Consider the following 26,568-nt stretch of genomic DNA (forward strand, 5'->3'; position numbering starts at 1 on the left):
CTTCTGTTAAGGATTCAAACCGGATGGCTGAAACGTTGTTCGATGATGCCGCCGCCCAGACACACTTCCCCGTCGTAGAAGACGGCGGACTGGCCCGGGGTCACCGCAGCCTGTTTCTCGTCGAAGATGACCCGGATGGTCTCGTCGTCGATGGGCTGGATCAGGCAGGGGATATCCTGCTGACGGTAGCGGGTCTTGACGGTGCAGCGACGCGGCTCGCGAATGGGGGTGCGATCCACCCAGTGCAGCTGGCTGGCGATGAGGCCGTCGGAGTAGAGGCGAGGATGCTCGCCCTGCGCCACCACCAGCACGTTGCGCTCGACCTCTTTGTCGACCACATACCAGGCCTCTTCGGTGGCATCTTTGCGACCACCGATGCCGAGCCCCTTGCGCTGACCCAGGGTGTGATACATCAGACCCTGATGCTCGCCGATCACCTTGCCATCCACGGTCTCGATTTTACCGGGCTGGGCGGGCAGGAACTTGGCCAGGAAGTCCTTGAACTTGCGCTCGCCGATAAAGCAGATGCCGGTGGAGTCTTTCTTCTTGGCGGTGATGAGATCCAGCTGCTCGGCGATGCGGCGCACCTCGGGCTTTTCCAGGTCGCCAACCGGGAACAGGCTCTGACCCACTTGCTTCTCGCTCAGGGTATAGAGGAAGTAGCTCTGATCCTTGTTGGTATCGAGACCGCGCAGCAGGCGCGGGCGGCCTGTGCTGTCGTCACGGCGCACATAGTGGCCGGTGGCGATGTAGGTGGCACCCAGCTCTTCGGCGGCAAATTCGAGGAACGCCTTGAACTTGATCTCCTTGTTGCACAGGATATCGGGGTTTGGCGTGCGGCCAGCCTTGTACTCTTCGAGGAAGTGCTCGAACACATTGTCCCAGTACTCGGCCGCGAAGTTGATGGTGTGGAGTTTCATCCCCAGCTTGTCGCAGACGGCCTTGGCATCAGCCAAATCCTGGGCGGCAGAGCAGTACTCGTCCGTGTCGTCTTCTTCCCAGTTCTTCATGAACAAGCCTTCGACCTGATAGCCCTGCTGCTGGAGCAGGTAGGCCGAGACGGAAGAATCCACGCCGCCGGACATGCCGACGATCACCTTGATTTGGCTGTTGTCTGTCATTAGTCGAAGTTACCAGTTCGTTTAAACGGGGCGTATTCTACCAGAGTTTTGCGCCCCCGGTCACATATCCATGCCGCAGTTCCCATCAGGAGCCTGATAGCAGGAAATCGTTTTTCTGTTGTTGGCCTTTGTCACCGAAAAAGAGTGTCAAATGGCCTCAGATAAAGGCCTTGAGGGCCGAGAGCGGCAGCCGTGTACCCGCCAGATAATCCTGAATGCACTGCCACACCAAGGGGCTGCGCAGGGCCGGTTTGCATTCCGCTATTTCTTCAAGAGTGAGCCAGTGGCAAGCCAGCACATCACCGTCAGGATCCTCTGGATGGTGCTGACCCGGCGCTTTTTCAAGGTCGAAGATGATGGCGGTGCGCACATAGGTGGCCTCGCTGTCGGCCGGTTTGAACAGATAGGTACCAAGCCAGGCGGTCGGTGTGGCGGTCAGACCCGTCTCTTCTTTCAGCTCACGACAGGCCGCTTCAAGCAGGTTTTCCCCCGGCTCCACATGGCCGGCGGGTTGGTTGAAACGGCGCTGGCCTTTTATCTCCTCTTCCACCACCAGAAAGCGCCCCTGCCACTGCACCAGGGCGGCGACCGTCAGGCGCGCCTCCATGCGGGCGTGGCTGGTGGCCGATTGCTCTGCTTGATTGCTCATCATGACTCCTTGTCGCTGCTATTGGGATTGCCCGCACGGGCGGGTCTGCGTGCCGTTCCTCGCCCGCTGCTGCGGGGTTTGCCGCTGGTCGGGTTTGAAGTTGAACGCTCGGTTGGGTGAGTGCTGCGGGGGCGTTCGTCCCGTCTCGGCTGGCTGGCCCGCCGTGGCGCCTCCCCTGCCGGTTTGGCGGTATGAGCGCCTGAACGGGATGAGGACGGACGCGGGCGGCGGGCGGAGAGCGGCGCCAGCTCGGGGGCGGGCAGGCTGCGGCTCTCGCCGGGTGCCAGTCCATCCAGGGTCCAGTCGCCGATGGCGTAGCGAATAAGGCGCAAGGTGGGGTGGCCGATATGGGCGGTCATCCGCCGCACCTGCCGGTTGCGTCCCTCGATGATCTTGATCTCCAGCCAGCTGGTGGGGATCTCCTTGCGCTCGCGAATGGGCGGATTGCGCGGCCATACCGCAGGTTCATTCATAATGCGCGCCCCGGCGGGCAGGGTCATGCCGTCATTGAGCTCCACCCCGGCGCGCAGGGCGGCCAGTTTCTCCTCGCTCGGAATGCCTTCCACCTGCACCCAGTAGGTCTTGGGGGTCTTCTCCCCCGGCTGGGTGAGGCGCGCCTGCAGCTTGCCATCGTTGGTGAGCAGCAGCAGCCCCTCGCTGTCGCGATCGAGCCGCCCTGCGGCATAGATGCCGGGCTCTTTGATGTAATCCTTGAGGGTCTCCCGGCCCGCCTCGTCGGTGAACTGGCAGAGCACCATATAGGGCTTGTTCAGCAGTAGCAATTTGCGATCCGCCGGTGCCAGCTCCGGTTTGCGGGGGGATGCATGGCGGGGTGCGGCGGGTTTGGCCGCCGTGCGCGGGGCGTTATGGCGCGGCGCGCGGCTGACAGAGAGACGGGAGCGGGGAGATTTCATCGGATACACACTTCAGACAGACGATGGCAGCGAGTGTACCACAGGGGCTGAGGACAGGATGAATGGCTGGCGTTACAGCAAGCAGTGCCCAGAGCCAATTCGCCTAGCTTAGCAGGCTCTCGATGACGATAGCCTGACGGGCGGGGGCCGAGCCCGCCAACAGCAGGGCGTGGCTGACCACATCGTCGATCATCGCCTGCGCCAGTCGGGTGAGGGGGCGCAGGGTCTCCCGTCCGCTACCAACCGGCACCGCCAGCAGAATAATGGTCTGCACCGGCCCGATTTGAGAGCCCCACTCGATGGGCTCCTTGCAATTGAGCAGGGTCAGCGCTGGCTGGCTGATCCCTTCGCTCAATACATGAGGCATGGCAAGGCCGGGGCGGATGATGGTGGCCGAGACCTGCTCGCGCCGCTCCACCGCGGCGGTCAGTGTGGCGCGGTCGGTGATCAGCTCGGCGGGCAGCAGATCGATCAGATGCTCGAGGGCTTCGGCCTTGGTCAGCGGTTCGGGGCTGTGGGCCAGCTGGCGCAGGGCAAAATGGTAGTCGGGCAGAGCGTTGGCCAGTCGCAACTCCGCCAGCGCGGCGGTGCGCGGGCGCACCAGCGGTTGACCCAGTTCGCCGCACCAGCAGGTGAAGGCCATGTGGGCGAGCTCGGCATCGCACCCTTCAATCTGCAACTGGCAGAGATCGCCGGGTTGGGTGGCGAGGGTCAACAGGGAGAGCTGGTTGCTGGCGGCAACGGTCTGGCGCCGGGTGAGGTTGGCGCAGCGGATGGTGGATTTGAACATCCCCGCCAGCCGGTTCAACTGCTTGGCCTGGGTGATGCTCAACCCCTGCTGGCAGTAGAAGGTGATTTCGCGGGTCAGCATCAGGCCGGGATCGGCAGGGCCTTGAGTACGGCGTTGGCATCCAGCAGCACGGTTTCCAGTCTCACCTGATGGATGGTGCAGCCGAGGAAGCGCTCTTTCTGCTCAATCTCGATATCGGAGGCAATCAGCACCAGGTCGGCGCTGGCAATATCGCGGGCGGTCAGCATGTTTTCCATGCCCATGGCGCCCTGAGTCTCGACCTTGATCTTGAGTCCCAGCCCAGTGGCGGCTTTTTGCAGGGCATCGGCAGCCATATAGGTATGGGCAATACCGGTCGGGCAAGCGGTGACGGCGACGATCTTCATCTGCTCTCTGTGATGCTGACAAGGGGGAGCAACAAGATAGCGCCAGCGGGGGGCTTTTACCAAAAGCGCATATGAAAAGTGGGATCTTGATGGGGATATGCCCGTCCCTTGAACGGCTGTGCAGGCTCATGCCGGGCCAGTCGGGTGTCTGGTTGCTCTAAACAACAAGGGCCACCCCTGTGGGTGGCCCTGAACAATCTGCGTCTGTTGTTATGGCTATCAGGCGGTCTGGGCGGCCAGCTCGGCGGCTTTCAGTTCGCGCTTGATGCGGCGGATCTTGCGCTCCTCGGCGACCGCGACACAACCCATCAGTACCAGACAGGCGGCGGCTGCGATGTCCAGCGCCGCGAAGGTGCCGGTCCAGCCGGTCAGACCGAAGATGGGGGTGCCATCGGCGATCATGCCCAGACCCAGTTTGGCGAAGCTGTCACCAATCAGGTAAGCAAAGGTCCCCTTGACGCCATCGGCTACGCTGATGCCCTGCTTGGGGACGAAGCCCACAGCGGCGACGCCGATCAGCAGTTGCGGACCAAACACCAGGAAGCCCAAAGTGAACAGGGAGCCCAGGAACATAAACTGGGTAGTCGCATGCTGGTAGAGACCCAGAGTCGCGATGATCAGCGCCAGTGCCACGCAAGCCACCAGACCACGACGGCCATTGGCCAGATCGGAGAGGTAACCCCACATCAGGGTGCCGACCAGTGCGCCTACTTCGAAGAAGGTAAAGCCCTGAATAGCCACGTCTTTGGAGAAGCCCAGCTCCTGGTGGGCATAGACGGTAGACCACTGGTCGATACCGATACGCACCACGTAGAGGAAGATGTTGGCAAAGCAGAGCAGCCAGATCACCTTGTTGAGCAGCACGTACTTCACGAAGATCTGCCACTTGGTCAGCTTCTGCTCTTCGGTGGCGATATCCTCTTCGCTCGCCACTTCGTCAAACAGCTCTTCCACCTTGCCAAGGCCATAGGCTTCCGGCGAATCGCTACCAAAGCGCAGGCCGATAAAGCCGACGATCAGCGCGATGATGGAGGGGAAGATAAACATGCCGAGCACGTTGCCATCGAACAGGTAGTTGGCACCAAACAGCGCCACACCGGCCGCACCGGCACCGCCCACGTTGTGGGATAGGTTCCACATGCCCAGATAGGTGCCGCGCTTGTTGCGAGGGGTCCACTTGGTGATGGTGGAGTAGCTGCAGGAGCCACCACAGCTCTGGAAGAAACCGCTCAGGGCGTAGAAGAAGATCATGAAGTAGAGGCTGAAACCGGTGCCGCCCATGCTGGCACTGAAGCCCAGCATGCACAGAGCGGAGAGGATCAGCATCAGCGGCAGGAACTGCTTGGTGTTCTTGCCATCGGCGTAGTAGGAGACGATGGTCTTGCCCACCCCGTAGGTGATGGAGAAGCCAAGGCCGATCATGCCAAGCTCGGTCATGGAGAGACCGTACTCCTGGATCATGTCATTTTGCGCAATGTTGAAGTTCTTGCGGATCAGATACATGGTCAAATAGCCAATAAATACAACCAGATAAGATTGCATAAACGGCTTGAACCAGAGCTTGCGCCGGGCTTCGACCGGCAGGTCCAGGGTGGGGACCCGGACCTGTTGGAGCAATTTCAACATCTTCGTTCATCCTCTGCGAGATAGACGGTATTTCCGCCGCGCCCCTCATTTGTAGATAGGTTGTTCGAGGTCACGCCACGGAAGGGGGAACGGAACGTCGGGGCTGTCAGCCGTTGCTGCGCTCGACGCTCCATCCATATAAACCCGGGCCCGGCACGGGATGACGGGGCACATTGCCCGTCGCGGTGCGGGTCACGACATCAGGTGAGGTGACTCTAATAAGAGGGGCAAAAAATGGCTTGAGAGCCATCCCTAGTGGGGCTAGGAAATTTTCCTAGTTTTTGCGCTTTCGCGGACAAAGCGTGAGAAACATCACACCGCTGACGCCAGATTGCTGCCATTTCAGCCAGTTTGGCGCTCTGTGTGAGTGCTGGGCTGGGCTGGGCTGGTGGGATGGATAGGCCAGAAGGGAGCCAGGGAAAGGTAAGGGGAAAAGTGAAGGGAGAGGGCTGATTGACCACCAATTCTCAGTTGGCGATATTGGGAAATACGGCCCACCAGCCATCCCCAAAAACAAGAGGCCACCCCGTGGGGTGGCCTCTTGTCATGTTTTACGAGCCGCGATGGCGAGAGGCACTCAGGCCGCCTTGGCCAGGGTTACCTCATCACTCTTTTTGACCCGCAGTTTTTTCAGGGCAACCGCCACCACACCGGTGACGATGGCACCGCAGATCATGCAGAGCAGCGCCAGCAGCGGCTTGTTGACCGCACCCAGCAGGGCCACGATGGGGCCACCGTGGGCAACGCTGTTGGTGATGCCGAATAGGAAGGCCATCACAGCTGCGGTCATGCTGCCCAGAATGTTGGCCGGGATCACGGCCAGCGGATCACGGGCGGCGAACGGAATCGCCCCTTCGGAGATACCCACCAGACCCATGGCACCGGCGGCTTTGCCCGCTTCGATTTCAGAAGCATCGAAGATTCCTAGCTTGCGACCGAGCACGGTCGCCAGCGACATGCCAAGGGGCGCAGCCGGGATGGCGCAGGCCATGGCACCCATGAACTGGGTCTGACCGGAGGCGATCATGCCGACGGAGAAGAGGAAGGCCACCTTGTTGACCGGGCCACCCATATCAAAGCCGGCCATACCACCCAGCACGATACCCAGCAGCACCAGACTGCCACCGCTCATGGAGAGCAGCATGGTGTTGAGGCCAGTCATCATGTCGGCAATGGGAGCGCCGATGATGAAGATGAATACCGCAGCGATAAAGAGCGACCCGACAATCGGGGCGATCAGGATCGGCACCAGCGGCTGCACCATCTTGTGGTACTGACGGGTCGCAATCCAGCGCACCAGATAACCGACCAACAGGCCCGCAATGATGGCACCGATAAAGCCGGTACCGGCGTCAGCGCCGTAGAAGCTGCCGTTGTTGGCGATCCAGCCACCGATAAAGCCCGGTGCCAGCGCCGGACGGTCACCGATGGCGTAGGCGATATAGCCGGCCAAAATGGGGATCATCAGGGTGAAGGCGGCCACGCCGACGTTGAGGATCTGGTTCCACATGCTCCCTTCCGGGATCTGCATGCCGCTCGGGGTCGGGTTGCCGCCGATGGCGAGTGCCAGCGCAATCAACAGACCGCCGGTCACCACAAACGGGATCATGTGCGATACACCGTTCATGAGAAAACGATAGAGATCGGAACTGCCGCCCGCGCTCTTCTCTTCACCTTTTTTATCTTCTTTGCCAGCCACATAGGCGGGGGCTTTCAGGGCTTGCTCGATCAGACCCTTGCCATCCTTGATGGGGGCCTTCACGCCGGTCTTGATGAGGGGCTTGCCGTTGAAGCGGGCCATGTCCACCTGCTTGTCACAGGCGACCACGATGGCGGTGGCGCGGGCGATCTCGTCCGCAGTCGGGCTGTTCTTGACGCCGATGGAGCCGTTGGTCTCCACCTTCACCTCATAACCCAGCTCCTTGGCGGCGCGCTCCAGCGACTCGGCCGCCAGATAGGTGTGGGCGATACCGGCCGGGCAACCGGTGACACCGATGATAAAGCCCTTGCTGGTGGTCGGGGCCGCGCTCTGCTCCTCTTTCTTGGTCAGCAGCAGTGCCAGCGCATCGGCCGGGGTTTTTGCCGCCAGCAGTTTGGCGATAAAGCCCTCCTCGATCAGCTTGCCGGAGAGCTCGGCCAGCACTTCGATATGGTGGTTGGCGCCGCCATCGGGGGAGGCGATCATAAAGAAAATGTGGGACGGCTTGCCATCTTCGGCGCCGTACTCGATGCCGTTGCGGCTGATGCCGATGGCGACCGCCGGATTGCATACCGCTGCACTCTTGGCGTGGGGCAGGGCCACGCCCTCTTCAAAGCCGGTGTTGCCCAGCTCTTCGCGGGCCCACAGATCCTTGATAAAGGCCTGCTCGTCGCTGACCTTGCCTTGCGACGCCAGCAGGCGGGCCATCTCGGTGAAGACCTCTTCCTTGCGTGTCGCTTTCAAATCGAGATTGATCAGATGTTCATTGATCAAGGTGGTGATCATAGCGCTCTCCCCGCTTCCGGTGACGGAAGCTATGCGTGAGTACGTATCGACGTACTGGATAAAAATGACCTGATCATTATCGCGGCTCGCCTGCACCCTCCCTATCGGACAAATGTGCTAATCACTGGATTTTTGTGCGCAGAAAAACGAGATGTGATGAAGATCCCGTTTTCAGGCAGGACTCGCCATTTTCAGTCAACCATCCATTTTTTCTTTAAAAACAGACGAATGTATTGATGTCAGGCTCGCCATCAGATTTGTAATACGCCATATCAATAAATTAATCATCAGAGGAGTCTGGATTTATATGTGGTTAAACGGCGCCATCAGATGTGACCATTCTCACAAAAAGTCGCCATTTCGCCGGGCGGATTAGGATTTTTATGCGCCATTTCTCCCCCTGCCTTTTGCCCTCGCGGATAGCGGATTGGTGCGCCCTGGAATGATGCCAGGGCGAGCTTTAATGAGTCCCCAAACCTCTTCGTTGGAAAAAATAGTTTGTTGCATATGCCATAAACTGAGTGTATACATGGCATATGCCAATTACGGCGGCATCATGATCAGACGCTTATCGAGCCGAATGATGCGTGACTAAACCAGTAAAAGTTGATGCGTACGGCTCTTCATCTGGTTGCTGCAAGAGGCTGGGAACATGGCCATGCCAACCGGCAAGCCTGCGGGAAGATCCTGAACAAGGGGACTAATGCAGAGTGGCAAGGGGCAGGGCCGGAATATCAACAGTGATAGCAGGAGGTCAAATGACCATCATCACAGCCATTCCGATGAATGACGACCATATCGCAGGACATTTTGCCAAGGCAGAGCGCTTTGTATTCGTAGATGAACAGGGGAGCACGCTGGCAGAGATCGCCAATCCGGTGGCTGGCAACGAGTGCAAAAGTGCGTTGGCGGAGCTGCTTCAGGCGCAGGGAGCCCGTCGTATCGTGCTGAAAAATATCGGTAGCAAGATGCTTGGCAAGCTGCTGGGCAGTGGGCTTGCCGTCTATCAGGCCAGTCAGGGGCGTCTCGCTATGGCTGACATGCTGAGCAATGAGTCGGGCAATCTGACCGAGCTGACATCCGCTGAACAGGGCAGTGCATCGCGCTGCGCCGAGGGGGCTGGCCATCACGGCAAGGGAAGCCGTCAATGCGCTCCCCGTGGCCGCCTTGGCAAAGGGGGTTGCTGCAAGTCAGCCTCCGGACAACAGCAGGGCTGTCAGGGCAACCGTCAGCGCAACCACAAGAAATGTTGTGAAGAGTAAGCACAACCGCTAGGCCGAACTGGAGGGGAACGTTGATGGAAAACCTGAATCAAGAGGGTAAGCAAATCCCCTCCATAACCAAGATTGCACATATGCCTGTCACACTCTTTTCAATCATCATGGGGCTGACGGGGGCGGCGATTGCCTGTCGCAAGGCGTTTCCGGATCTGCTGCTGTTGCAGTCGGCAGGGTTCCTGTTCGGGGTCTTGTCATCTCTGTTACTGGCGACGTTTCTGGTGATGTATGGCTGGAAAATTCTCAGACACAATGACGAGTTCCTGCATGAGCTGAAACACCCGGTCAGGATCAATTTCTTCCCGACCATCTCAATCAGCTTGCTGCTGCAATCCGCCTACTGGGCCAGCTGGCATGATGCGGCGCTGGCCCTCTGGTCGGTGGGCGCCAGCTTGCAGCTGCTCTTCACCCTCTACATCATGAGCAACTGGATCCATCGCGACCATTTCACAATCACCCACACCAACCCGGCATGGTTTATTCCGATTGTCGGCAATATTGTGGTGCCCCTGGGTGGCGTGCCGCTTGGCTTTCACGAGATCAGCCTGTTCTTCTTCAGCATTGGCCTTATTTTCTGGTTCTCTCTGCTGACCATAGTGCTCTATCGGCTGTTCTTTCATGAGAGCCTGCCCGAGAAGCTGATGCCCACCATGTTTATTCTGCTGGCACCGCCCTCCATCGGATTTATCTCGTATAGCGAAATAGCCAGCTCCGGCGATCTGTTTGCCCATGTCATTTATTATTTTGCGCTGTTTGTATTTATCTTGCTGATGTACAACACCCTCACTTTTTTGAAACTGAAATTCTTTCTCTCTTCGTGGGCGTACTCATTTCCACTGGCGGCATTTTCCGCAGCCTCAGCCATGTTTGCCGACGCAACCGGGAATATCATTCCATATTATCTGGCCAAAATAGTGGTGTGTGCCCTGATTGTATTGATCATCTGGTTAATCAGCATGACAGTGCAGTCATTCTATAAAGGTGAGATTTTCACACCGGAGAAATAACGTGATGAAAAATTATCGAGAGATCAATAAAGAACAACACAAGCTTGGCTCTGCTTATCGCAAGAGCAGCCCGGATACCATGAATGCGTTTATTGCGCTGCACAAAGCCGTTATGAAAGAGGACGAGTCGCTGGCGCTGAAATATCGGGAAATGATCGCCCTCGGTATTGGTATCGCTTCCCGCTGCGATGGCTGCATTGCCGCCCATGTTGCCGGGGCCGTGAAGGCCGGTGCTTCGCGAGCGGAGCTGATTGCAACGGTAGATGTCGCGGTATTGATGGGAGGCGGCCCCTCCATCATCTATGGCACCCAGGCACATGCCGCCATCGAAGAGCTGCTCTCCTAGCACTCTGTTCTCAACATGCGAGTGGCCAAATAGCGAGTGAATAGATCAAGTGGATGAATATCAATCAGAGAACTATCAACAGACCATGATGTCCCACGCCCGTTGTATGGTGTGCGGCACTCATAACCCGGATTCACTGGGAATTCGCTTTTACCAGGGGGAGGAAGGGACGACGGAAGGGCTGTTTATTGCCGACCAGCGCCATCAGGGTTACAGCGATATTTTGCATGGCGGCATGACCAGCACCCTGCTCGATGCGGTGATGACACATGCGTTGCTGCAACGGGGAATAAGAGGATTAACAGCGGAGCTGACCGTTCGTTTTATTGCTCCCATCGATATCGGCAGCAAAGTAGCGCTGTCGGCCAGAATAGTCGACCGGCGTCACGGTATCTATCGCCTGAATGCCGTAGCGTCGGTCGGCGGGATGATTGTTGCAAAAGCATCGGCCAAATTTATCAAGCCGAAAGCCAATGACAGGAGTTAGCGTGATGAAAAAAGAGAGTGTGGTTTTACCAGAAATGGATATCGGTATTTCAGCAGCCGATCGCAAGAAAATTGCAGATGGATTGTCGGCACTGCTTGCCGATAGTTACACCCTTTATTTGATGACCCACAATTTTCACTGGAACGTAACCGGCCCGCAGTTCAACAGTCTGCACAATATGTTTATGGATCAATACACCGAGCAGTGGAATGCGCTGGATGTTATTGCCGAGCGGATCCGCGCATTGGGCTTCCCCGCTCCCGGCACATATAAGGAGTTTGTCCGTCTCTCCTCCATTGAGGAGGTCGAAGGGGTGCCCTGTGCCAGTGAAATGCTCAAACATCTGGTGTTGGCGCAAGAAGCCACGGCGAGAACCGCCAGAAAACTGTTCGATCTGGTCGATGCCGTCAATGACCAGCCCACCGCCGATGTGCTGACCCAGCGCATCGATATTCATGAAAAAACCGCCTGGATGCTAAGAAGCATGCTCTCCTGATGGCACGGGGCTGCCATATCTTTGGCAGCCCGATCTTCTCTTACCTGTTTGGTCCAACCGGGCCCTTTGGCTGCTGTCGTTTGGTTCGATAGCGATGCACGAGCCAGTCAACTCCCGCCATTGCCGCCGCGACGCCAATCATGATCAGAGTGAGGCGGCCGCCCTCCTGCCATGAGAGCAAGTCCAGATGAAAGTCCTGCCGAATAAATTCCGGGATCAGGCCGATAGGCAAGGTAATAGCCAGATAGGATATAAATTTTCTGAAAAATATATGGTCAGGTTTTGGAGTCTGTTTGTATTGGTCCATCCAGTTTCCTGTTAGCTGTTAACGGTCAGTTGAGTGAGATAGCTATTTACCTCTGCCCGAGTCGTGAAACGGTGCTTGTCGTTTGGGAATCGATCAAACAGCTCGCGATGGAAGTGGCGGGAGCTTTTACTGGCTCGCTGCCCATATTCAGATGCCCACACCAGCAGTTGTTGAAAGCTCTCTTCGGCTGCCACTGTATCCCGTTGCCTGGCACTTTGTGATCCGCGCGATAGCAGTGAATCACGGCATACCGACCAGTCGAGATCCAGAAAAAGCAGGGTATCGGCGGCATCAAGCAGTTGCTCGGCCAGGGCACCAAATACCCCTTCGACCACCCATGATGGCTCTTGAGCAAGTATTTGAATGGCATGATCAATCTCATGCTGGGGCCGTTTTTGGTTAAAGCCGCCCGGTTGCCAGACGATGGTGTCCAGATTGACCTCGCGGATAGTTAATACCTCAGCCAGCTGCGCCGCCAACCAGCTCTTGCCCGATCCCGAGTTGCCAATAATCAGAATTTGTTTCATCTATGAGCGCTCTTTTCTGGAGCATCTCGTAAGTTGGGCCAAGCATCGTAGGTTGGAGCTGAACGAAGTGAAGCCCAACGTTTACCGCGACAATATCTTAATTGCTTACATCGACTTCAATCGCCCTTGGAAATGGCGGTAAACATCATCGTTATTAAAGCCATCCACATTCTGGCTGGAGAAAATAAGCGGGGTGACACCTTGTGCCAGCGCCAGTTTCTGCGCTTCGACTACCAGCGTATTGATCAGCACCATGCCGGAGATGGAGGAGAAGGCGCCGGTAACCCGATCATTGACTTCGCACAGGCCATCGCCCGGCGGCACGCAGTTGTCCAGTACCAGATCGGCCAGCTCCATCAGTTTCTGGCCTGAAGGGTGACGACTCGGATTTTGTGCCGATTGCGCCACCGAGGTAATAGCGATCACCTTGTGGCCGCGTGCTTTGGCAAGCTGGGCCCACTCGATGGGCAGGGCGTTGCGACCCGAATTGGAGATGACCACCATCAGATCCCCCGGCGCAATCGGCTGCTCCTCCCACAGGATGGCGGCAAGCCCCGGCAGCTTCTCCAGCGCCGAGCTGCGCAGGGCACCATCGGCAGTGGTGACGGTGGAGTCGAGTACGGCGTTGATATTGCCAAGGCCACCGGCACGGATAAACCCCTCCAGTCCTACCATATGAGAGTGCCCGGTGCCCAACATATGGATCATCTTGTTGTGGACGATAGCCTCGCTAAACCAGTGGGCCGCCTGCCGGATCCCGGCTTCGTTCTGACTGACCATGGTAGCAATGCGCGCTTGCAGTTTTTCGACGTACTCAAACATAACGGCGGGATCCTTTTCTGTTGCCGGAGAGGGGCACCTCATCCTGTGAACGGGTTCTATTGGGTGACTCTTAAGATCCGCTGAGATTTATCAACCTGCTTGTTTAATTCTTTGAGCTTGTTAAGAGAAATTTGGTATTGACCATTTGAGGGCAGGGGTTTCCCGTCAAACTGCTGCCATACCAAGTTTCCCGGGCCATTAAAAATCTCTTCGAATGTGCCGTTGGGAAGAATTTTGATGGCGATGGTGTGTTCTGGCTGGCTGCGGAAGGCGACTGATTTTGCCTGCGTTGCTTTGATTTCAACTTGCAGCCCGGATGGAGATAAAGCGTCATATCCCTTGTTTGATGCATTCATCAATTCTAACCCGTAAGCATCAGCAACCAGACATTCGCCAATACTGCCGACCATATGGCCATCGGGCGTAAAGTGTCGCCCCGGAAACATTTCTTCAAGCTCCTCTACCGTCGAGTAGAGCTGTTGTACCAATCTCTGGAATCGCTTGTGATCGATCATGTTTTTTACCGCTTTGATTGTTCAGTTTTGTCGGTCGGATTGTCGAAACGTAATTGGACGGTCACGAGGAAATTATCGCTATATCTCATTTCTTGCTGCCATGCTACCGCCCCTGGACGACAGCCTCCACTCTGCTGCTGTTAACCGGTGATGTGGCGGGAGGTGATGGTGCTATGGTGGCCAGAGCGATCTCGGCAACGTCCCTCCCAACCCCGGTTGCCAAGTGAGCCATGGTAATCACGGTGGGGGCAATGCAAAACCGGCAGCAGGTAAAAACCTGCCAAGGATCAACAAACTACTTGCTTGATGACGGGAGTTTATTCAGTTGGTTGTGTGATGGATGACAGACTGGAGCCATCAATACTCCAGAAACTTCTCCCCGCAGCGTTCGCAAATTAGATGTTTTACATGGGTGGTCTGGTAGGCCAGTGTTTCACCAAACGCCCAGTTGGTGATGCTGCTGGAAGTAAAGGCTTGCCAGAAGGCTTTGCGCGGATCCTTGGGCATGATGTCCTGAGTGTGATCGCGGGCGACCAGCACCACGATATGGCGGGTACGCTCGCCGCATTTGTCACAGCGATGGATTTCAGTTGGCGGATTCTGGTCGTGCGGGTTGCTCATAAAGGGGCTCGTGAAGAGAGGGAGGCGCCCATCATATTCCTCTCCACTTGGCTCTCAACCTCTCTGGTCGAGGGAGTGTGCCGGTTGTGAACAGGATCACCTTTTGTGGCGTGACGCAGACTTGGCCGTGGTGGCAGCCTTTGCGACGTGCTCGTGGGAGGGTATGCCCATGCTGGCCAATACCCGAGCGGCGTTCTCTTCACAGGGCATCTCGTCGGGTTTGGACTCCACCAGCCGGATCAGGGTCTGCAACTGCTGCTTGCTGTGGGCAAGCCTGGCCTCCAGCGTCTCTATGTCGCTCACCTTGGCCTTGAGTGCCGCCAGCAGCGGGGCGTGTTGCCAGGTGCTGATATCCGCCGGTACCAGCTGCTTGATCTCGTCGAGGGAGAAGCCTGCCTGCTGTGCCTGGCTGATGATGGTCAGCAACGGCACTGTCTCGGGCGGGTAGTCGCGATAGCCGTTGGCCCCCCGTTGCACCTTGTTGAGCAGGCCCCTGGCTTCGTAAAAGCGGATAGCCGATGCCGCCATGCCGGTCTGTCTGGCCAGTTCACCGATCTTCATCTTGCCTCCTGGGCTGCGGGTTGATGGCCCCTGACGCTAAGGCTGAGGGGCGGGGGCCGGGAGATTCTAGGGTTAAAGCCCGCTTGAATGTCAACGGCTCCGAGCAAGGGGAGGAGCCTTTCCTTGGTCGTAGCGGCATCTCGACAAAGGGCTTGACCTTCAAGTCAGCTTCAAACTTATGGTGGGGTCCTCACTACCGAGGAGATCGCCATGAACCCATTTACTCCCCTGACCCTGCCAAATGGCAGCCAGCTTATCAACCGCCTCGCCAAGGCAGCCATGGAAGAGAACATGGCTGACCGTGACCATGCCCCCTCCGAGGCGCTGATCCGCCTCTATCGTACCTGGGCTGAGGGTGGCGCTGGCCTTATCATCACTGGCAATGTGATGGTGGATGGGCACGCCATGACGGGAGCGGGGGGCGTGGTGCTCGACACCCCGGCGCTATCCCCACAGCTGGCCGGGCGTTTCAGGGCCTGGGCCGAAGCGGCCAAAAGCGGGGGCGCCCAGATCTGGATGCAGATCAACCACCCCGGTCGCCAGATGCCGGCGGCGCTGGGGCAACCTACCCTGGCACCTTCCGCCGTGCCCATGGCGCTCGGCAGTTTCTCCAAACAGTTCTCTCCGCCCAGGGCCATGAGCGAAGCCGATATTGCCGAGGTGAAAGCACGCTTTATCAATACGGCGCTGTTGGCACAGCGTCTCGGCTTTGACGGAGTGCAGATCCACGCTGCGCACGGTTATCTGCTGAGCCAGTTCCTCTCGCCGCTCACCAACCAGCGCCACGATCGTTGGGGCGGCAGCCTTGAGAATCGTGCCCGCTTGCTGCTGGAGATAGTGCAGGGGATCCGTGAGCAGGTGGGGGAGCGCTTCTCACTGTCGGTCAAACTCAACTCCGCCGACTTTCAGCGTGGCGGCTTCAGTACCGAAGATGCCAAGGCTGTGGTCGACATGCTCAACCCGCTCGGGGTGGATCTGGTGGAGCTCTCCGGTGGCAGTTACGAGGCGCCCGCCATGCACGGTCAGGCCCGCGATGGCCGCACTCTGGCGCGGGAAGCCTATTTTCTGACGTTTGCCGAAGAGATAGTGAGTGCCGCTCATATGCCCGTGATGGTGACCGGGGGGATCCGCCGTTATCCGGTGGTGGAACAAGTGCTCGGCAGCGGAGTGGCGGTCGTTGGCATGGCCACCGCGCTTGCCATCGCCCCGGATCTGCCCGCCAGATGGCGCCGTGAGCAGGCGGCAAGCGCCGAGCTCAGACCCATCCCCTGGCGCAACAAGGTGTTGGCTTCGGTAGGTTATATGGCGATGGTGAAATACCAGCTGCGGCGGCTGGGCCGAGGTCAGCCGAGCCACCCCAAGGTTGCGCCATCGCTGGCGCTGGCTTGCCAGCAGTGGCAAACCCTGCTTGGCAACGCCCGTTATCGGCGCTGGATCAAGGCGCAGGAAAAGTGAAGAGAGGGTGGTTCGCAGGCGGGCGAGCCTGCCTGGCGAGCTTAGGCCAACTCCCGCTTTTGCGGTTTGCTGGTGAGCGGTGATGATATGGCGGTTGGGGGTGAGCTCGGGTTGCTGCAGATGGGTCAGCCTTGCCAGCTCAAGCCGACTCCCGCTTTTGCAGATTGGGGGTGATGATATGGCGGTTGGGGGCGAGATCGGGTTGCTGCATCCGGGTCAACAGTCGCTTTGCCGCCTGACGGCCGATTTCGCGGGCCGGTGAGCTGACAAAGGTGAGGGCGGGGGTGGTCAGTTCCGCTTCCGCCACATCGTCAAAGCCGAGCAGGGCCACCTGCTGGCCGATGTAGTTGTCCTTGCCCACGGTGCGGCCGCTCGCCTCGACGCCATAGATGGCGCCGAGTGCCACCTCGGGGTAGTGGCAGAGAATAGCGGTCACCTTGGGGTGCTGGTGCAGCAGTTGGGCGATGGTGTCGGCAGCGCTGCGCTGGGTGCGCTCGCACTCCAGTACCCACTCCGGTTTGAAGGGCAGGCCATATTGCAACAGGCTGGCGCAGTAGCCACCGATCCGCTCGGCGCGGGTGAGGGAGTCGGCCCGCCCGCCGACATAGGCGATATGGCGGTGGCCCTGCTCGATAAGGTAGGTGGTGGCCTGCTTGGCGGCGTGGGTGTTGTCAGGGCCGATAAAGTCCACATCATCCCGATAGTAGGAACGGGCGGCGCACACCACTGGCAGCTCGGAGTCGAGCAGGGTCTCCAGGGTTTTGGCCGCCGCGCCGCGCACCGGATTGAAGATGATGCCCGCCACCCCCTGCCGTGACAGGGAGTGGATGCTCTGCTGCAGCCGCTCCGGACTGTGGCCGCACTGGGTCAGAAACAGCAGATAGCCCTGCTGCTCCAGCACCTCGCTCACCCCGGCGGTCACCTCGGTATAGAAGGGGTCGGTGATGTCGCGCAGGATCAGCCCCACCAGATTGGATTGCTGGCTGCGCAGGTTGGCGGCGGCGCTGTTGGGCACGTAGTCGAGCTCTTTTATCGCCTGCTGCACCCGCTCGGCGGTGGCCGGCGAGATGCGCCCCTTGCCGTTGAGCACCATGGAGACGGTGGTGACCGACACTCCCGCCCGCTGGGCGACATCGGTGATCTTGGTGGCTTTGGCAGAGAGGGATTTGGGCGACATAGGGCGAATGGACGACGGACAGTTGAAAGCGAGGCCCCAGCATACCTGCTCAGATGCTCAAGTGAAACGTTACATCACGATTGGGCCGATCCGGCTCACAAATTTGGATCCTGCTGCCAGCCAGCCCCCTTATTCTGTGATCCTGTCGGCACTTGTAAGTTGATAAAACGTTTTATCATCCAGCAAAACCTGATGCTGACCCGCGCCTTTTGCTTCGAGATTGCCTCGAGCGGGGGAGGGCAGCCGCAGATATTGCTGTCTATTCACAAGGAGCCGTTTCATGGCCAAGCCTCAAGCCAAATCCACCATCTGGGAGTTCCTGCAGAGCCTCGGCAAGACCTTTATGTTGCCGGTCGCCCTGCTGGCCTTCTCGGGTATTTTGCTCGGTGTCGGCAGCTCGCTCACCAGCGATGCGGTCAAGCAGAGCATGCCCTTCCTCGACAATACCGTGCTGCAACTGTTGTTCCTCTGGATGACCAAGGTGGGGCTGGTGGCCTTTATCTATCTGCCGGTGATGTTTGCGGTGGCCATTCCGCTCGGACTGGCGCGAGAAGAGAAGGGGGTCGCGGCCTTTGCCGGTTTCGTCGGCTATGCGGCGCTCAACCTCTCCATCAACTTCTACCTCACCGTGGCCAACGTCATCGGTGACGCAGCGGCGGAGAAGGCCTACGGGGTGAAATCGATCCTCGGTATCAGCTCCATCGACACCGGTATTCTGGGGGCCATCATCGTCGGGGTGATCGTCGCGAAGCTCCACGCCCGTTTCTACACCTACAAGATGCCCGATGCGCTTGCCTTCTTCGGCGGAGCTCGCTTCGTGCCCATCATCACTGTATTGGTGCTGGGTGTCGTCGGTCTGGTCGTGCCGTTCGCCTGGCCCTGGTTTGCCGCCGGCATCAACGGTATCGGGGCACTCATCTCCCACGCCGGTCCCTTCGGCCCCTTCCTGTTCGGTACCGGTGAGCGCCTGCTGCTGCCGCTCGGTCTGCACCACATTCTGGTGGCGCTCATTCGCTTTACCGAAGCGGGCGGCACCCAGCTGGTATGCGGTCACGAGGTGAGCGGCGCCCTCAATATCTTCTACGCCGAGCTCTCCTGCGCTGACACCACCGGCTTCTCTGTTTCTGCCACCTCCTTCCTCTCGCAGGGCAAGATGCCTGCCTTCCTCGGCGGCCTGCCGGGCGCGGCGCTCGCCATGTATCACTGCGCCCGCCCTGAAAATCGCGGCAAGATCAAGGCGCTGCTGGTCTCCGGCGTGGTGGCCTGCGTCATCGGCGGCATCACAGAGCCGCTGGAGTTCCTGTTCCTGTTCGTGGCTCCGGTGCTCTACGTTATTCACGCCATCCTGACGGGTCTGGGCTTTATGACCATGGGGCTGCTCGGCGTCACCATCGGCAACACCGACGGCAACCTCATCGATTTTCTGGTGTTCGGCGTGCTGCAGGGCACCGCCACCAAGTGGTATCTGGTGCCGGTCGCGGCGGCCATCTGGTTTGCCATCTACTACAGCGTGTTCCGCTTCGCCATTGTGCGCTTTAACCTGAAAACCCCCGGTCGTGAAATCGAGACCAGCGAGACTGCCCAGCCCGCAGGCAAGAAGGCCGGCAACAGCGGTTACAACGGTGAAATCATCCTTAACGCCCTGGGCGGGGCCGATAACATCCTCGCGCTCGATAACTGCATCACCCGCCTGCGGATGTCGGTGCAGGACATGAGCCGGGTCGATGACAAGGTATTGAAAGCGAACGGTGCCATCGGGGTGATCAAGCTCGACGAGCACAACCTGCAGGTGGTGATCGGCCCGCAGGTGCATCTGGTGAAAAACCAGCTGCAGAGCCTGATGGGGGCCTGAACCGGCCAATAAGAACCGAACGGGGGGCGCAAGCCCCCCTTGTTTGCCTCTCCCAATATGTCTCCTGTTTATGGAGGGAGAAACTTCATGCACGATATTTATGACTTCGACCGCGTGGTCGACCGCCACGGCACCTACTGCACCCAGTGGGACTATGTAGCCGACCGTTTTGGCCATGCCGATCTGCTCCCCTTTACCATCTCCGATATGGATTTCGAGACCGCCCCCTGCATTCGCCAGACCCTGGCAACCCGCCTTGAGCACGGGGTATTTGGCTACAGCCGCTGGAATCACGACGACTTCAAGGGGGCGGTGAGCAACTGGTTTGCCCACCGCTACGGGGCGAGCCTCGAACCCGAGACGCTGGTCTACGGCCCCTCGGTCATCTATGTGATTGCCCAGCTGGTGAGCCTCTGGTCGGCGCCGGGTGAAGGTGTGCTGGTGCATACCCCCGCCTACGACGCCTTCGGAAATATGCTGGCTGCCAACGATCGGATGCTGCTGCCCTGCCCGCTCAAAAAAACAGAGGGGAGCTACCAGATCGACTGGGCCTGCTTCGAGCAACAGACTGCCCGCCCCGATTGCCGGATTTTGCTGCTCTGCAGCCCCCACAACCCCACCGGCCGGGTCTGGACGCGGGATGAACTCGGCCGGATGGCCGCTATCTGCCAGCGCCACGGGGTCAAGGTCATCTCGGACGACATCCATATGGATGTGAGCTTTGCCCGCTACCTGCCGTGGAGCGAGGTGGCGCTGGACGATCACTGGGCGCTGGTGAGCTCGGGCTCCAAATCCTTCAATATTCCCGCCCTTGGCGGCGCCTACGCCTTTATTGCTAACGCAGCGGCGCGGGCCGCCTATCTGCAGCGGCTCAAGGCGGCCCATGGCCTCTCATCGCCCCCCATTCTCGGGGTGCTGGCCCATATCAGCGCCTATCGGGACGGCGCTGCCTGGCTCGATGCCTTGAAAAGCTATCTGCACGGCAACCTCACCCATGTGGCGGCGCGGCTAAACGCCGCTTTCCCCGCCATCGACTATCGGGTGCCCGAGGGAACCTATCTCGCCTGGATTGATCTGCGCGGCCTTGGCATCGACTCCACCGAACGGATGGATGCGCTGCAAGCCTTGCTGGTGGAGAAATACCGGGTCGCCATCATGCGCGGCGACACCTATGGCCCTGAAGGCACAGGCTATATCCGCCTCAACGTCGGTTGCCCGCGCTCGAAGGTTGACCAAGGACTCGACGCTCTGATCGGTGCGCTGGGGGGGCTGGTTTAACACAGTGCCCCTTGCCAATGCTGGCAAGGGGCACTGAACCATAAGATACCTGTTTACATACAGCGAACGGCTTTCTGCCGTGCGATGATATAGTCTCCCAGCGAGGCGTAACCATCCACCCCCTGCGGGGCTGCGCCTGGGTTATGGCGCAGATTATCTTGGTAGGCTGTCAGCGCTTGAGCCAGGGATGAACAGGTACTTTTTTGATCCTGCAGTTCCTGATAGACAGAGGCTTTTAGTAGCTGCACATTGCTCAACTTGTCGTAAGCGGTTGTTGTATTTAGCTGAGTGGCGGCCTGCTCCAGATATGCTGCTGCCTTGATTGTCCTGTTTTGCAGGTTGACTGTCTGATCTATAAATCCTTGTTCTTTATAGTGTTCTGCCCAAGTAGAACCAACGGAAGAAGATAGGAGTAGCAGGGCATATTCTCTATCTGCCATGGCATGGCAAACCGCGTCTTCCTTGCAAAGGTTTCTAGCTTCGACGATAAGTTTTTCTGCAGCGGTTGGCCGCCCATGTTCAATCAGCACATCTGCTTGGGCCAGATTTTGCCAAGGGTCGTTGCTTTTTACGACGCCAGCAGCAGAACAACCACATAGCAGAAGGGCGATAGCGGAAAGTCCGATTTTTTCCATATCTAATTCTTCCTTGGCATGATTCATATCAGTTTGTAACTCGAGGTTGTATTGTTTGCGGACACGACAAATTGAAAGCAAGTATCTATTGCCAAGAGTGTGATTTATAAGCCTCTTTGGCGTTGTGTCTGATGGCAATACGGTACGGGTTTACGATGATAATCGAGTTGCTCGTCACGTCGGCGCACGTGTCGCTCGATTGCAACTGTTGATGGAGCTGGCGTGTATGACCTTGCTCTCCGGATTGCTCTCTATTCCGCGCCCAAAACAAAACCGCCCCGGAGATCCGGGGCGGTTTTTTATTTTGCGATACCGAGATGAGTCGTGGGCGACATAAGGGCTCAGCGATAGCGGCCACGTACCGAGCTGCTGGCGCGGCCGGCCATCTTGATCAGGCTCTGGCGGGTGTGCAGGTGGCAGAGCGCGACGCCAAGGGCATCTGCTGCGTCCGCCTGCGGGGTGGCGGAGAGTTTCAGCAGATGGGTCACCATATGCTGCACCTGCTCCTTGGCGGCGCCACCGGTGCCCACCACTGCCTGCTTGATCTGGGTGGCAGAGTATTCGCTCACCGGCAGATAAGCGTTGGCCGCGGCGACGATGGCGCTGCCCCGGGCCTGTCCCAGTTTCAGGGCCGAGTCGGCGTTGCGGGCCATAAAGACCCGCTCGATGGCAAATTCGGTGGGTTTGAACTGGGTGATGATCTCGCATACCCCGTCATAGACCTGCTTGAGGCGCTCCGGCAGCTCGCCGCAATCGGTGCGGATGCAGCCAGAGCCCAAGTATTCGGCCTTGCCGCCCACGACCCGGATAACCCCGTATCCGGTGATCCGCGAACCCGGATCGATGCCCAAAATAATGCTCATGGGTGTTGATTGCTCTAAACGCGAGTGATGGCCGCCAAGATAGCAAACTGTGGCCCGTTTGGCTGTATGTCCCGGGTCAAGCGGGCAAAGATTGGACAGCCTGCGTCGGGCGTGGCTACCCCTTGAACAATTCTATGGTGTCGCCATCCTGCAGGCTGCCCGCGCCGCGCACCACCACCCGATCACCCTGCTTGAGGGCGCCGCTCACCGCCACTTGCTGGCTGTCGCCAAACAGCACGGTGACCGGCACCCGATTCACCTTGAGCGATTTGCCGCTTCGCGCCACCTGATAGACCACGCTGCCATCGGTGCCGAGCACCAAGGCGTCCCGGGGCAGCAGCATGCTCTGCTGATCCCCCAGTGGCAGGGCAACCCGTACCGGCGAGCCGATGATGAAGTTGCCTGTTTCCGGTTTTAGGCGCAGCTCGATCAGCCGCGATTTGGGATCGGCGCTGGCGGCTCGCTGGTAATAAACACCGTGACCGCTCAGCTGCTCCCCCTCCACCCGCAGCCGGGTTTGCGGCGCCAGCTGCTGGGCCCAGAGAATGGGGGCCTGCAGGCGGATATCCGGCTGATCCGGGTTGACCAGCTCCAGCGCCTGCTCGCCTGCGTCCACATGCTCGCCGGGTTGGATGAAGTGGTTGTTCACCACCCCGTCGAACGGGGCATAGATGTGGCTGCGGCGCAGCTGTTCTTCAATCTGGTTTACCTGTATGGCGGCCAGTCGCTCGGCCAGCGCGGCCTGCTCCACATCGTAGCTGGCCTTGTCGTACTGGCTCTGGGAGGCGCTCTTTTGCTGGTGCAGTCGGGTGATCCGCTGGGATTCGGCGCGAGCGAAGCGCAAGTTGCTCTGCCATTTCGCCTGCTCGGCGCGGGCCTGCTCCAGCGAGAGGCGCAGTGCCGCGCTGTCGAGGCGCAGCAGCTCGTCCCCTTTTTTGACCCGGCTGCCAAATTCGGCGATCCACTCCACCCGGCCGCTCACTTCGGCGCTTAGCGCAGCTTGCTGGCGACTCGCCACCGTGCCGCTGACCCAGATATTGGCGGCCGCATCCCCTTGGGTCACATCCGCCAGGGTCACCATCTTGCCCTGATCGGCTAATACCGGTAGCGCACTGCCTGCAATCAGCACCGCGCCAGCCAACATTCGGGTAATCATATGTGTCATCGATGAGCTCCTTGCTCAGGCCCGCTGGCGCAGGGGTTGTGGGATCGCCACCTGCTCCCCGAGACGCAGGAAGGCAGGCAACAGGATCAGGGTAAACAGGGTGCTGCAACTCATGCCGCCGACAATGACGGTGGCGAGCCCGCGGTAAATTTCGCTCCCCTCGCTCGGGCTCAGCATCAGCGGCAGCATGCCGAAGATGCTGGTGAGACTGGTCATGGCGATGGGACGCATCCGGCTTTGCAGGGCATCGGCCACCGCCAGCTGGCGGCTCATGCCGTCCCGCTCGGCGGTGCGGGTCTGATGCACCAGCAGGATGGCGTTGTTGACCACCAGTCCCAGCAGGATGACAAAGCCGATGATGGTGAGCAGGTCCATCGGCAGCGGCACCAGCAGCCCGCTCAGCTGCAGCGCCAGTACGCCGCCAACCGAGGCAAGGGGCAGGGTGAGCAGCACCAGCAGGGCATCCTTGATGGAGGCAAACACCCCCCACAGCAGCACCAGCAGGATCACCACGGCGAACAGGAAGATGGTCCCCAGATTGTCGAGCGCCTGTTGCAGGCTGTCGGCATTGCCGGCAATGCGCAGCTCGCCACCAGCGGGCAGTAGGGGGCGGATGGCGGAAAAACTGCGGTTTTTCAGGGTGTCGATCACCTGCTCCATGGTCATGCCCGCCGGAGGTGCTATCTGCAGGATGATGCTGCGCAGCCCATCGGCCCGGAAGATACTGGCCGGGCCCATGTCGTGCTCTACCCGCAGCAGCTCGCCAAGGGGAATGATGCGCCCGGAGGGGGTGGCCAGCGGCACTGCCTTCAGTTCGTCCGGATTGGCGGAGCTCTGCCCCATCAGCATGATGTCGAGCCGATCCTCGCCGTCGAAATACTCGCCAACCCGCAAGCCGTCGCCAAAGGTCTGGATGATGGTGGGCAGGGGCGTGCGATCCCAACCCACTTCGGCGAGACGTCGATCTTGCGGCACCAGTTTGAGCTCGGGAGCGGTGAAGTCGAGACTCGGCTCGGGCCGGATCTGTGCTCCCGGCAAGTCCTTGCTGAGGATCCCCATGCTGGCACGGGCCGCCTGATAGAGCTCGGGCAGGTTGCCTCCCTGCAGCAGCAGGGAGACGCCGTTCTCGCTGTCAAAGCCGCCAAACAGCGACCCCTGACCGCCGAACACCCGGGTGTCGGGAATACCCACCAGCAGCTGTTTCATCAACAGGCTCTCCAGCTCCTTGATGCGGTTTTCGTCTTTGGGGCGCACGCCAATCTGGGCGCCCCCCGGGTAGCGCAAGATGTAGTAGTTCTTGAGGGCAGGCTCTTTCTCCCCCTTCATGTAGGGGGCGAGGCGGGCGATCAGGGTATCGATCACCTCTTCGCGCTGGGCCTTGAGGTTGACCCCGGGGGTGAAGTTCATCCAGACATCCACCGCGTCCCGTTTCACGTCCGGCAGATAGTCCATCTTGGGCAGCAGCGCCCAGGTGGCCAGTGCCGGCAGACTCATCATCAGGGTAATGACCGCCCAGCGCTGGCGTGAGGTCGAGGTCCAGCGGATCACATGACGAGTGGTGCGCTGCCACAGCGACTCATAGGGATCGGTCAGTGTTTCATGTCCCATCCAGCGCGCCGCCACCGCCGGCAGCACGATGACGGCGACCAGCATGGAGACAGTCACGGCGAAGGCGATGGTGAGCGCCAGATCGGCAAACAGCTGACCCTCCACATCGTTGAGCAGCAGCACCGGCAGGAAGATGGCGACCGTGGTGAGGGTGGAGGCGACCAGCGCCGTCCATACCTGACGGGTACCTTCGAGCGCCGCCTCCGCCTTGCTCAAATCCCCCCGCTCGTGGCGCCGGTAGATACTCTCCAGCACCACGATGGCGGCGTCGAGCACCATGCCGACGGCAAAGGCGATGCCCGCCAGCGAGATGATGTTGAGGGTGCGATCCATCACCTTGAGCAGGCAGAAGGTGAGCATGATGCTGATGGGAATGGCGAGGGCAATCATCAGGGTCGCCTTGAGCTGGCGCAGGAAGAGCCAGAGGATGGCGCAGGAGAGCAGTACCCCGAGCCCCAGGTTGGCAGTGACCATGCTGACGGCGCGATTGATGTAGAGGGAGGCATCGAACGACTGCTCCATGTGCAGCCCGACCGGCTCCAGCACCTCGCGGTTGAGCTCGTTCACCCGGGCCTTGATCGCCTCAAGGGAGGCCAGGGCATTGGCGTCGCTCTCCTTGAAGATCTGGGCGGCGATGGCGGTATTGCCGTTCTGGATCCGCAGCACCGGGTTCTCTTCCCTGGCCACCCTTACTTCCGCCACATCCCGCAGATAGATGGGCAGGCCATCGCGCCAGTCCACCACCTTGTCCCCCAGCGTCTCGACATCATAGCGACCGGCGAAGCGCAGCTTGTACTCCCAGCGACCGATGTCGAGGGTACCGGCCGACACGTCCCAGCCGGTGGTGGCGCGGCTGGCCAGCACCGGGATCTCCACCCCCAGCTCGGCGGCGCGATAGGGGTCGAAGCGGATCTGGATCTGGCGCTCGTTGATCCCCTCGACTGCGACTGTCGAGACCCCTTCGATGCGCTCCAGCTCGGGTTTGACCCGCGCCTCGATCAGCGCCTGATGATCATCGATCACCCCTTTGGCACCGGGCAGCTGCTGGATGAAGAAGAAGGTGAGGGTATCGTTGCTGCTGTAGTTGTTGACGTAGGGGCCGCCAATCTTGTCCGGCAGTCCCGAGACCCGGTTCAGTCGCGAAATCACATCGAGTTGGGCCCGTTGCATGTCGGTGCCGAGGGCAAACTCCATGTCGATTTCGGTAAAGCCGGGATAGCTGTTGCTGACAAGGCTCTTGAGCCCTTGCACCCCCTGCATCTCCTGCTCGATGGGGTCGGTGATCTCCGACTCCATCTCTTGCGGCGAGGCGGAACGCCAGCTCACCAAGATGTTGAGGTGTGGACGGTCGATGTCGGGGAACAGCTGGATCGGCAGTCCCCGGATGCTGAGCAGGCCCAGCAGGAAAATCAGCACGATCGAGACCGCCACCCAGATGGGGCGTTCGATCGCCGTTTTGGCGAGGTTCATTCACTCTTCCTGAGTTGTTGTTATCGGCCATTCCGCTGGCCTTGCTTCCAAAGCCCCTGCAACAGGGACTCAAGCATTTAACTGGAATTCTCCCGGCTTGTAAATGCATGGTTAACAAACAAAAAAAC

26 protein-coding genes are annotated in these 26,568 nt (G+C 59.3%); 8 read left to right on the forward strand and 18 right to left on the reverse strand.

The features are described from left to right. Positions 1–14: 14 nt before the first annotated feature. The 7 genes from mnmA to ACTG2U_RS19505 form a co-directional block, all read right to left on the reverse strand. A complete protein-coding gene (mnmA, locus tag ACTG2U_RS19475) occupies positions 15–1,121 on the reverse strand; it encodes a tRNA 2-thiouridine(34) synthase MnmA (protein WP_005353619.1) in 1,107 nt (368 codons plus the stop codon). Positions 1,122–1,278: 157 nt separating this feature from the next. Beyond that, the gene (locus ACTG2U_RS19480) at positions 1,279–1,770 is read right to left on the reverse strand and encodes an NUDIX hydrolase (RefSeq protein WP_021229916.1); all 492 of its coding nucleotides are present in this window, start codon (positions 1,768–1,770) and stop codon (positions 1,279–1,281) included. Next, positions 1,770–2,684: a 23S rRNA pseudouridine(2457) synthase RluE gene (rluE, locus tag ACTG2U_RS19485; protein ID WP_439974971.1), complete on the reverse strand. Its 915-nt coding sequence runs from the start codon at positions 2,682–2,684 to the stop codon at positions 1,770–1,772. The genes ACTG2U_RS19480 and rluE overlap by 1 nt, the downstream gene beginning before the upstream one ends. A 103-nt stretch (positions 2,685–2,787) precedes the next feature. After that, positions 2,788–3,555, reverse strand: coding sequence for a PTS sugar transporter subunit IIA (locus ACTG2U_RS19490; protein ID WP_101529903.1), 768 nt, complete (start codon positions 3,553–3,555; stop codon positions 2,788–2,790). Beyond that, complete coding sequence (locus tag ACTG2U_RS19495) at positions 3,555–3,860, reverse strand: PTS fructose transporter subunit IIB (RefSeq protein ID WP_005334611.1); 306 nt, start codon at positions 3,858–3,860, stop codon at positions 3,555–3,557. Before ACTG2U_RS19495 ends, ACTG2U_RS19490 begins: the two co-directional genes overlap by 1 nt. 219 nt (positions 3,861–4,079) lie before the next feature. Then, the gene (gene uhpT, locus ACTG2U_RS19500; RefSeq protein WP_005334609.1) at positions 4,080–5,486 is read right to left on the reverse strand and encodes a hexose-6-phosphate:phosphate antiporter; all 1,407 of its coding nucleotides are present in this window, start codon (positions 5,484–5,486) and stop codon (positions 4,080–4,082) included. 577 nt (positions 5,487–6,063) lie between these two features. Further along, positions 6,064–7,971, reverse strand: a complete 1,908-nt coding sequence (locus ACTG2U_RS19505) for a PTS fructose transporter subunit IIABC (protein ID WP_439974972.1) — start codon at positions 7,969–7,971, stop codon at positions 6,064–6,066. A 758-nt stretch (positions 7,972–8,729) separates the two neighbouring features. Here ACTG2U_RS19505 and ACTG2U_RS19510 point away from each other — a divergent pair. Genes ACTG2U_RS19510 through ACTG2U_RS19530 form a run of 5 tightly spaced genes read left to right on the forward strand, consistent with a single transcriptional unit; the run spans position 8,730 to position 11,584 of the window. Continuing rightward, complete coding sequence (locus tag ACTG2U_RS19510) at positions 8,730–9,233, forward strand: NifB/NifX family molybdenum-iron cluster-binding protein (protein ID WP_005361981.1); 504 nt, start codon at positions 8,730–8,732, stop codon at positions 9,231–9,233. A gap of 35 nt (positions 9,234–9,268) precedes the next feature. Next, the gene (locus tag ACTG2U_RS19515) at positions 9,269–10,255 is read left to right on the forward strand and encodes an SLAC1 anion channel family protein (RefSeq protein WP_439974973.1); all 987 of its coding nucleotides are present in this window, start codon (positions 9,269–9,271) and stop codon (positions 10,253–10,255) included. Between the two features lie 4 nt (positions 10,256–10,259). After that, positions 10,260–10,601, forward strand: coding sequence for a carboxymuconolactone decarboxylase family protein (locus ACTG2U_RS19520; RefSeq protein WP_302245647.1), 342 nt, complete (start codon positions 10,260–10,262; stop codon positions 10,599–10,601). A gap of 49 nt (positions 10,602–10,650) precedes the next feature. Continuing rightward, the gene (locus ACTG2U_RS19525; RefSeq protein WP_439974974.1) at positions 10,651–11,088 is read left to right on the forward strand and encodes a PaaI family thioesterase; all 438 of its coding nucleotides are present in this window, start codon (positions 10,651–10,653) and stop codon (positions 11,086–11,088) included. A 4-nt stretch (positions 11,089–11,092) separates the two neighbouring features. Then, on the forward strand, positions 11,093–11,584 hold the full coding sequence (locus ACTG2U_RS19530; RefSeq protein ID WP_005334596.1) for a Dps family protein: 492 nt from the start codon (positions 11,093–11,095) through the stop codon (positions 11,582–11,584). 40 nt (positions 11,585–11,624) lie between these two features. Here the strand turns inward: ACTG2U_RS19530 and ACTG2U_RS19535 are convergent, their stop codons facing one another. The 6 genes from ACTG2U_RS19535 to ACTG2U_RS19560 all read right to left on the reverse strand — a co-directional run bounded on the left by ACTG2U_RS19535 (position 11,625) and on the right by ACTG2U_RS19560 (position 14,937). Further along, the gene (locus ACTG2U_RS19535; RefSeq protein ID WP_139410646.1) at positions 11,625–11,891 is read right to left on the reverse strand and encodes a hypothetical protein; all 267 of its coding nucleotides are present in this window, start codon (positions 11,889–11,891) and stop codon (positions 11,625–11,627) included. 11 nt (positions 11,892–11,902) lie between these two features. After that, the gene (locus ACTG2U_RS19540) at positions 11,903–12,418 is read right to left on the reverse strand and encodes an AAA family ATPase (RefSeq protein ID WP_439974975.1); all 516 of its coding nucleotides are present in this window, start codon (positions 12,416–12,418) and stop codon (positions 11,903–11,905) included. A gap of 105 nt (positions 12,419–12,523) precedes the next feature. Beyond that, positions 12,524–13,240 carry an SIS domain-containing protein gene (locus ACTG2U_RS19545; protein ID WP_265775461.1) on the reverse strand — a complete coding sequence of 239 codons (717 nt, stop codon included), beginning with the start codon at positions 13,238–13,240 and terminating at the stop codon, positions 12,524–12,526. 56 nt (positions 13,241–13,296) lie between these two features. Continuing rightward, the gene (locus ACTG2U_RS19550) at positions 13,297–13,755 is read right to left on the reverse strand and encodes a DUF6998 domain-containing protein (protein ID WP_042082438.1); all 459 of its coding nucleotides are present in this window, start codon (positions 13,753–13,755) and stop codon (positions 13,297–13,299) included. A gap of 357 nt (positions 13,756–14,112) precedes the next feature. Further along, entirely contained in the window at positions 14,113–14,376 is a 264-nt protein-coding gene (locus ACTG2U_RS19555; RefSeq protein ID WP_236379828.1) for a hypothetical protein, read from the reverse strand. Between the two features lie 96 nt (positions 14,377–14,472). Next, on the reverse strand, positions 14,473–14,937 hold the full coding sequence (locus ACTG2U_RS19560) for a MerR family transcriptional regulator (protein WP_103252220.1): 465 nt from the start codon (positions 14,935–14,937) through the stop codon (positions 14,473–14,475). Positions 14,938–15,147: 210 nt separating this feature from the next. Between ACTG2U_RS19560 and ACTG2U_RS19565 the strand changes: the two genes are divergently transcribed. Continuing rightward, positions 15,148–16,392 (forward strand): NADH:flavin oxidoreductase/NADH oxidase family protein, encoded by a 1,245-nt coding sequence (locus tag ACTG2U_RS19565; protein WP_069528230.1) that lies wholly within the window; start codon positions 15,148–15,150, stop codon positions 16,390–16,392. 139 nt (positions 16,393–16,531) lie between these two features. Here ACTG2U_RS19565 and ACTG2U_RS19570 read toward each other — a convergent pair whose 3' ends face one another. Further along, on the reverse strand, positions 16,532–17,569 hold the full coding sequence (locus ACTG2U_RS19570; protein WP_439974976.1) for a Mal regulon transcriptional regulator MalI: 1,038 nt from the start codon (positions 17,567–17,569) through the stop codon (positions 16,532–16,534). 280 nt (positions 17,570–17,849) lie between these two features. On the opposite strand from ACTG2U_RS19570, the gene malX reads away from it, so the two are divergent. Together malX and ACTG2U_RS19580 are read left to right on the forward strand one after the other, a co-directional pair. Then, the gene (gene malX / locus ACTG2U_RS19575; protein WP_199427283.1) at positions 17,850–19,421 is read left to right on the forward strand and encodes a maltose/glucose-specific PTS transporter subunit IIBC; all 1,572 of its coding nucleotides are present in this window, start codon (positions 17,850–17,852) and stop codon (positions 19,419–19,421) included. Positions 19,422–19,508: 87 nt separating this feature from the next. After that, positions 19,509–20,699, forward strand: coding sequence for a MalY/PatB family protein (locus tag ACTG2U_RS19580; protein ID WP_439974977.1), 1,191 nt, complete (start codon positions 19,509–19,511; stop codon positions 20,697–20,699). Between the two features lie 53 nt (positions 20,700–20,752). Here the strand turns inward: ACTG2U_RS19580 and ACTG2U_RS19585 are convergent, their stop codons facing one another. The 4 genes from ACTG2U_RS19585 to ACTG2U_RS19600 all read right to left on the reverse strand — a co-directional run bounded on the left by ACTG2U_RS19585 (position 20,753) and on the right by ACTG2U_RS19600 (position 26,440). Then, the gene (locus ACTG2U_RS19585) at positions 20,753–21,361 is read right to left on the reverse strand and encodes a hypothetical protein (protein WP_439974978.1); all 609 of its coding nucleotides are present in this window, start codon (positions 21,359–21,361) and stop codon (positions 20,753–20,755) included. A 314-nt stretch (positions 21,362–21,675) separates the two neighbouring features. Next, positions 21,676–22,197 (reverse strand): crossover junction endodeoxyribonuclease RuvC, encoded by a 522-nt coding sequence (gene ruvC, locus ACTG2U_RS19590; RefSeq protein WP_439974979.1) that lies wholly within the window; start codon positions 22,195–22,197, stop codon positions 21,676–21,678. A 115-nt stretch (positions 22,198–22,312) separates the two neighbouring features. Then, positions 22,313–23,362, reverse strand: a complete 1,050-nt coding sequence (locus ACTG2U_RS19595; RefSeq protein ID WP_439974980.1) for an efflux RND transporter periplasmic adaptor subunit — start codon at positions 23,360–23,362, stop codon at positions 22,313–22,315. Between the two features lie 15 nt (positions 23,363–23,377). Continuing rightward, a complete protein-coding gene (locus ACTG2U_RS19600; protein ID WP_439974981.1) occupies positions 23,378–26,440 on the reverse strand; it encodes an efflux RND transporter permease subunit in 3,063 nt (1,020 codons plus the stop codon). Positions 26,441–26,568: the final 128 nt, after the last annotated feature.

The sequence above is a fragment of the Aeromonas sp. 95A genome (assembly GCF_051919235.1).
GTDB classification, from domain to species: Bacteria; Pseudomonadota; Gammaproteobacteria; order Enterobacterales; family Aeromonadaceae; genus Aeromonas; species Aeromonas veronii.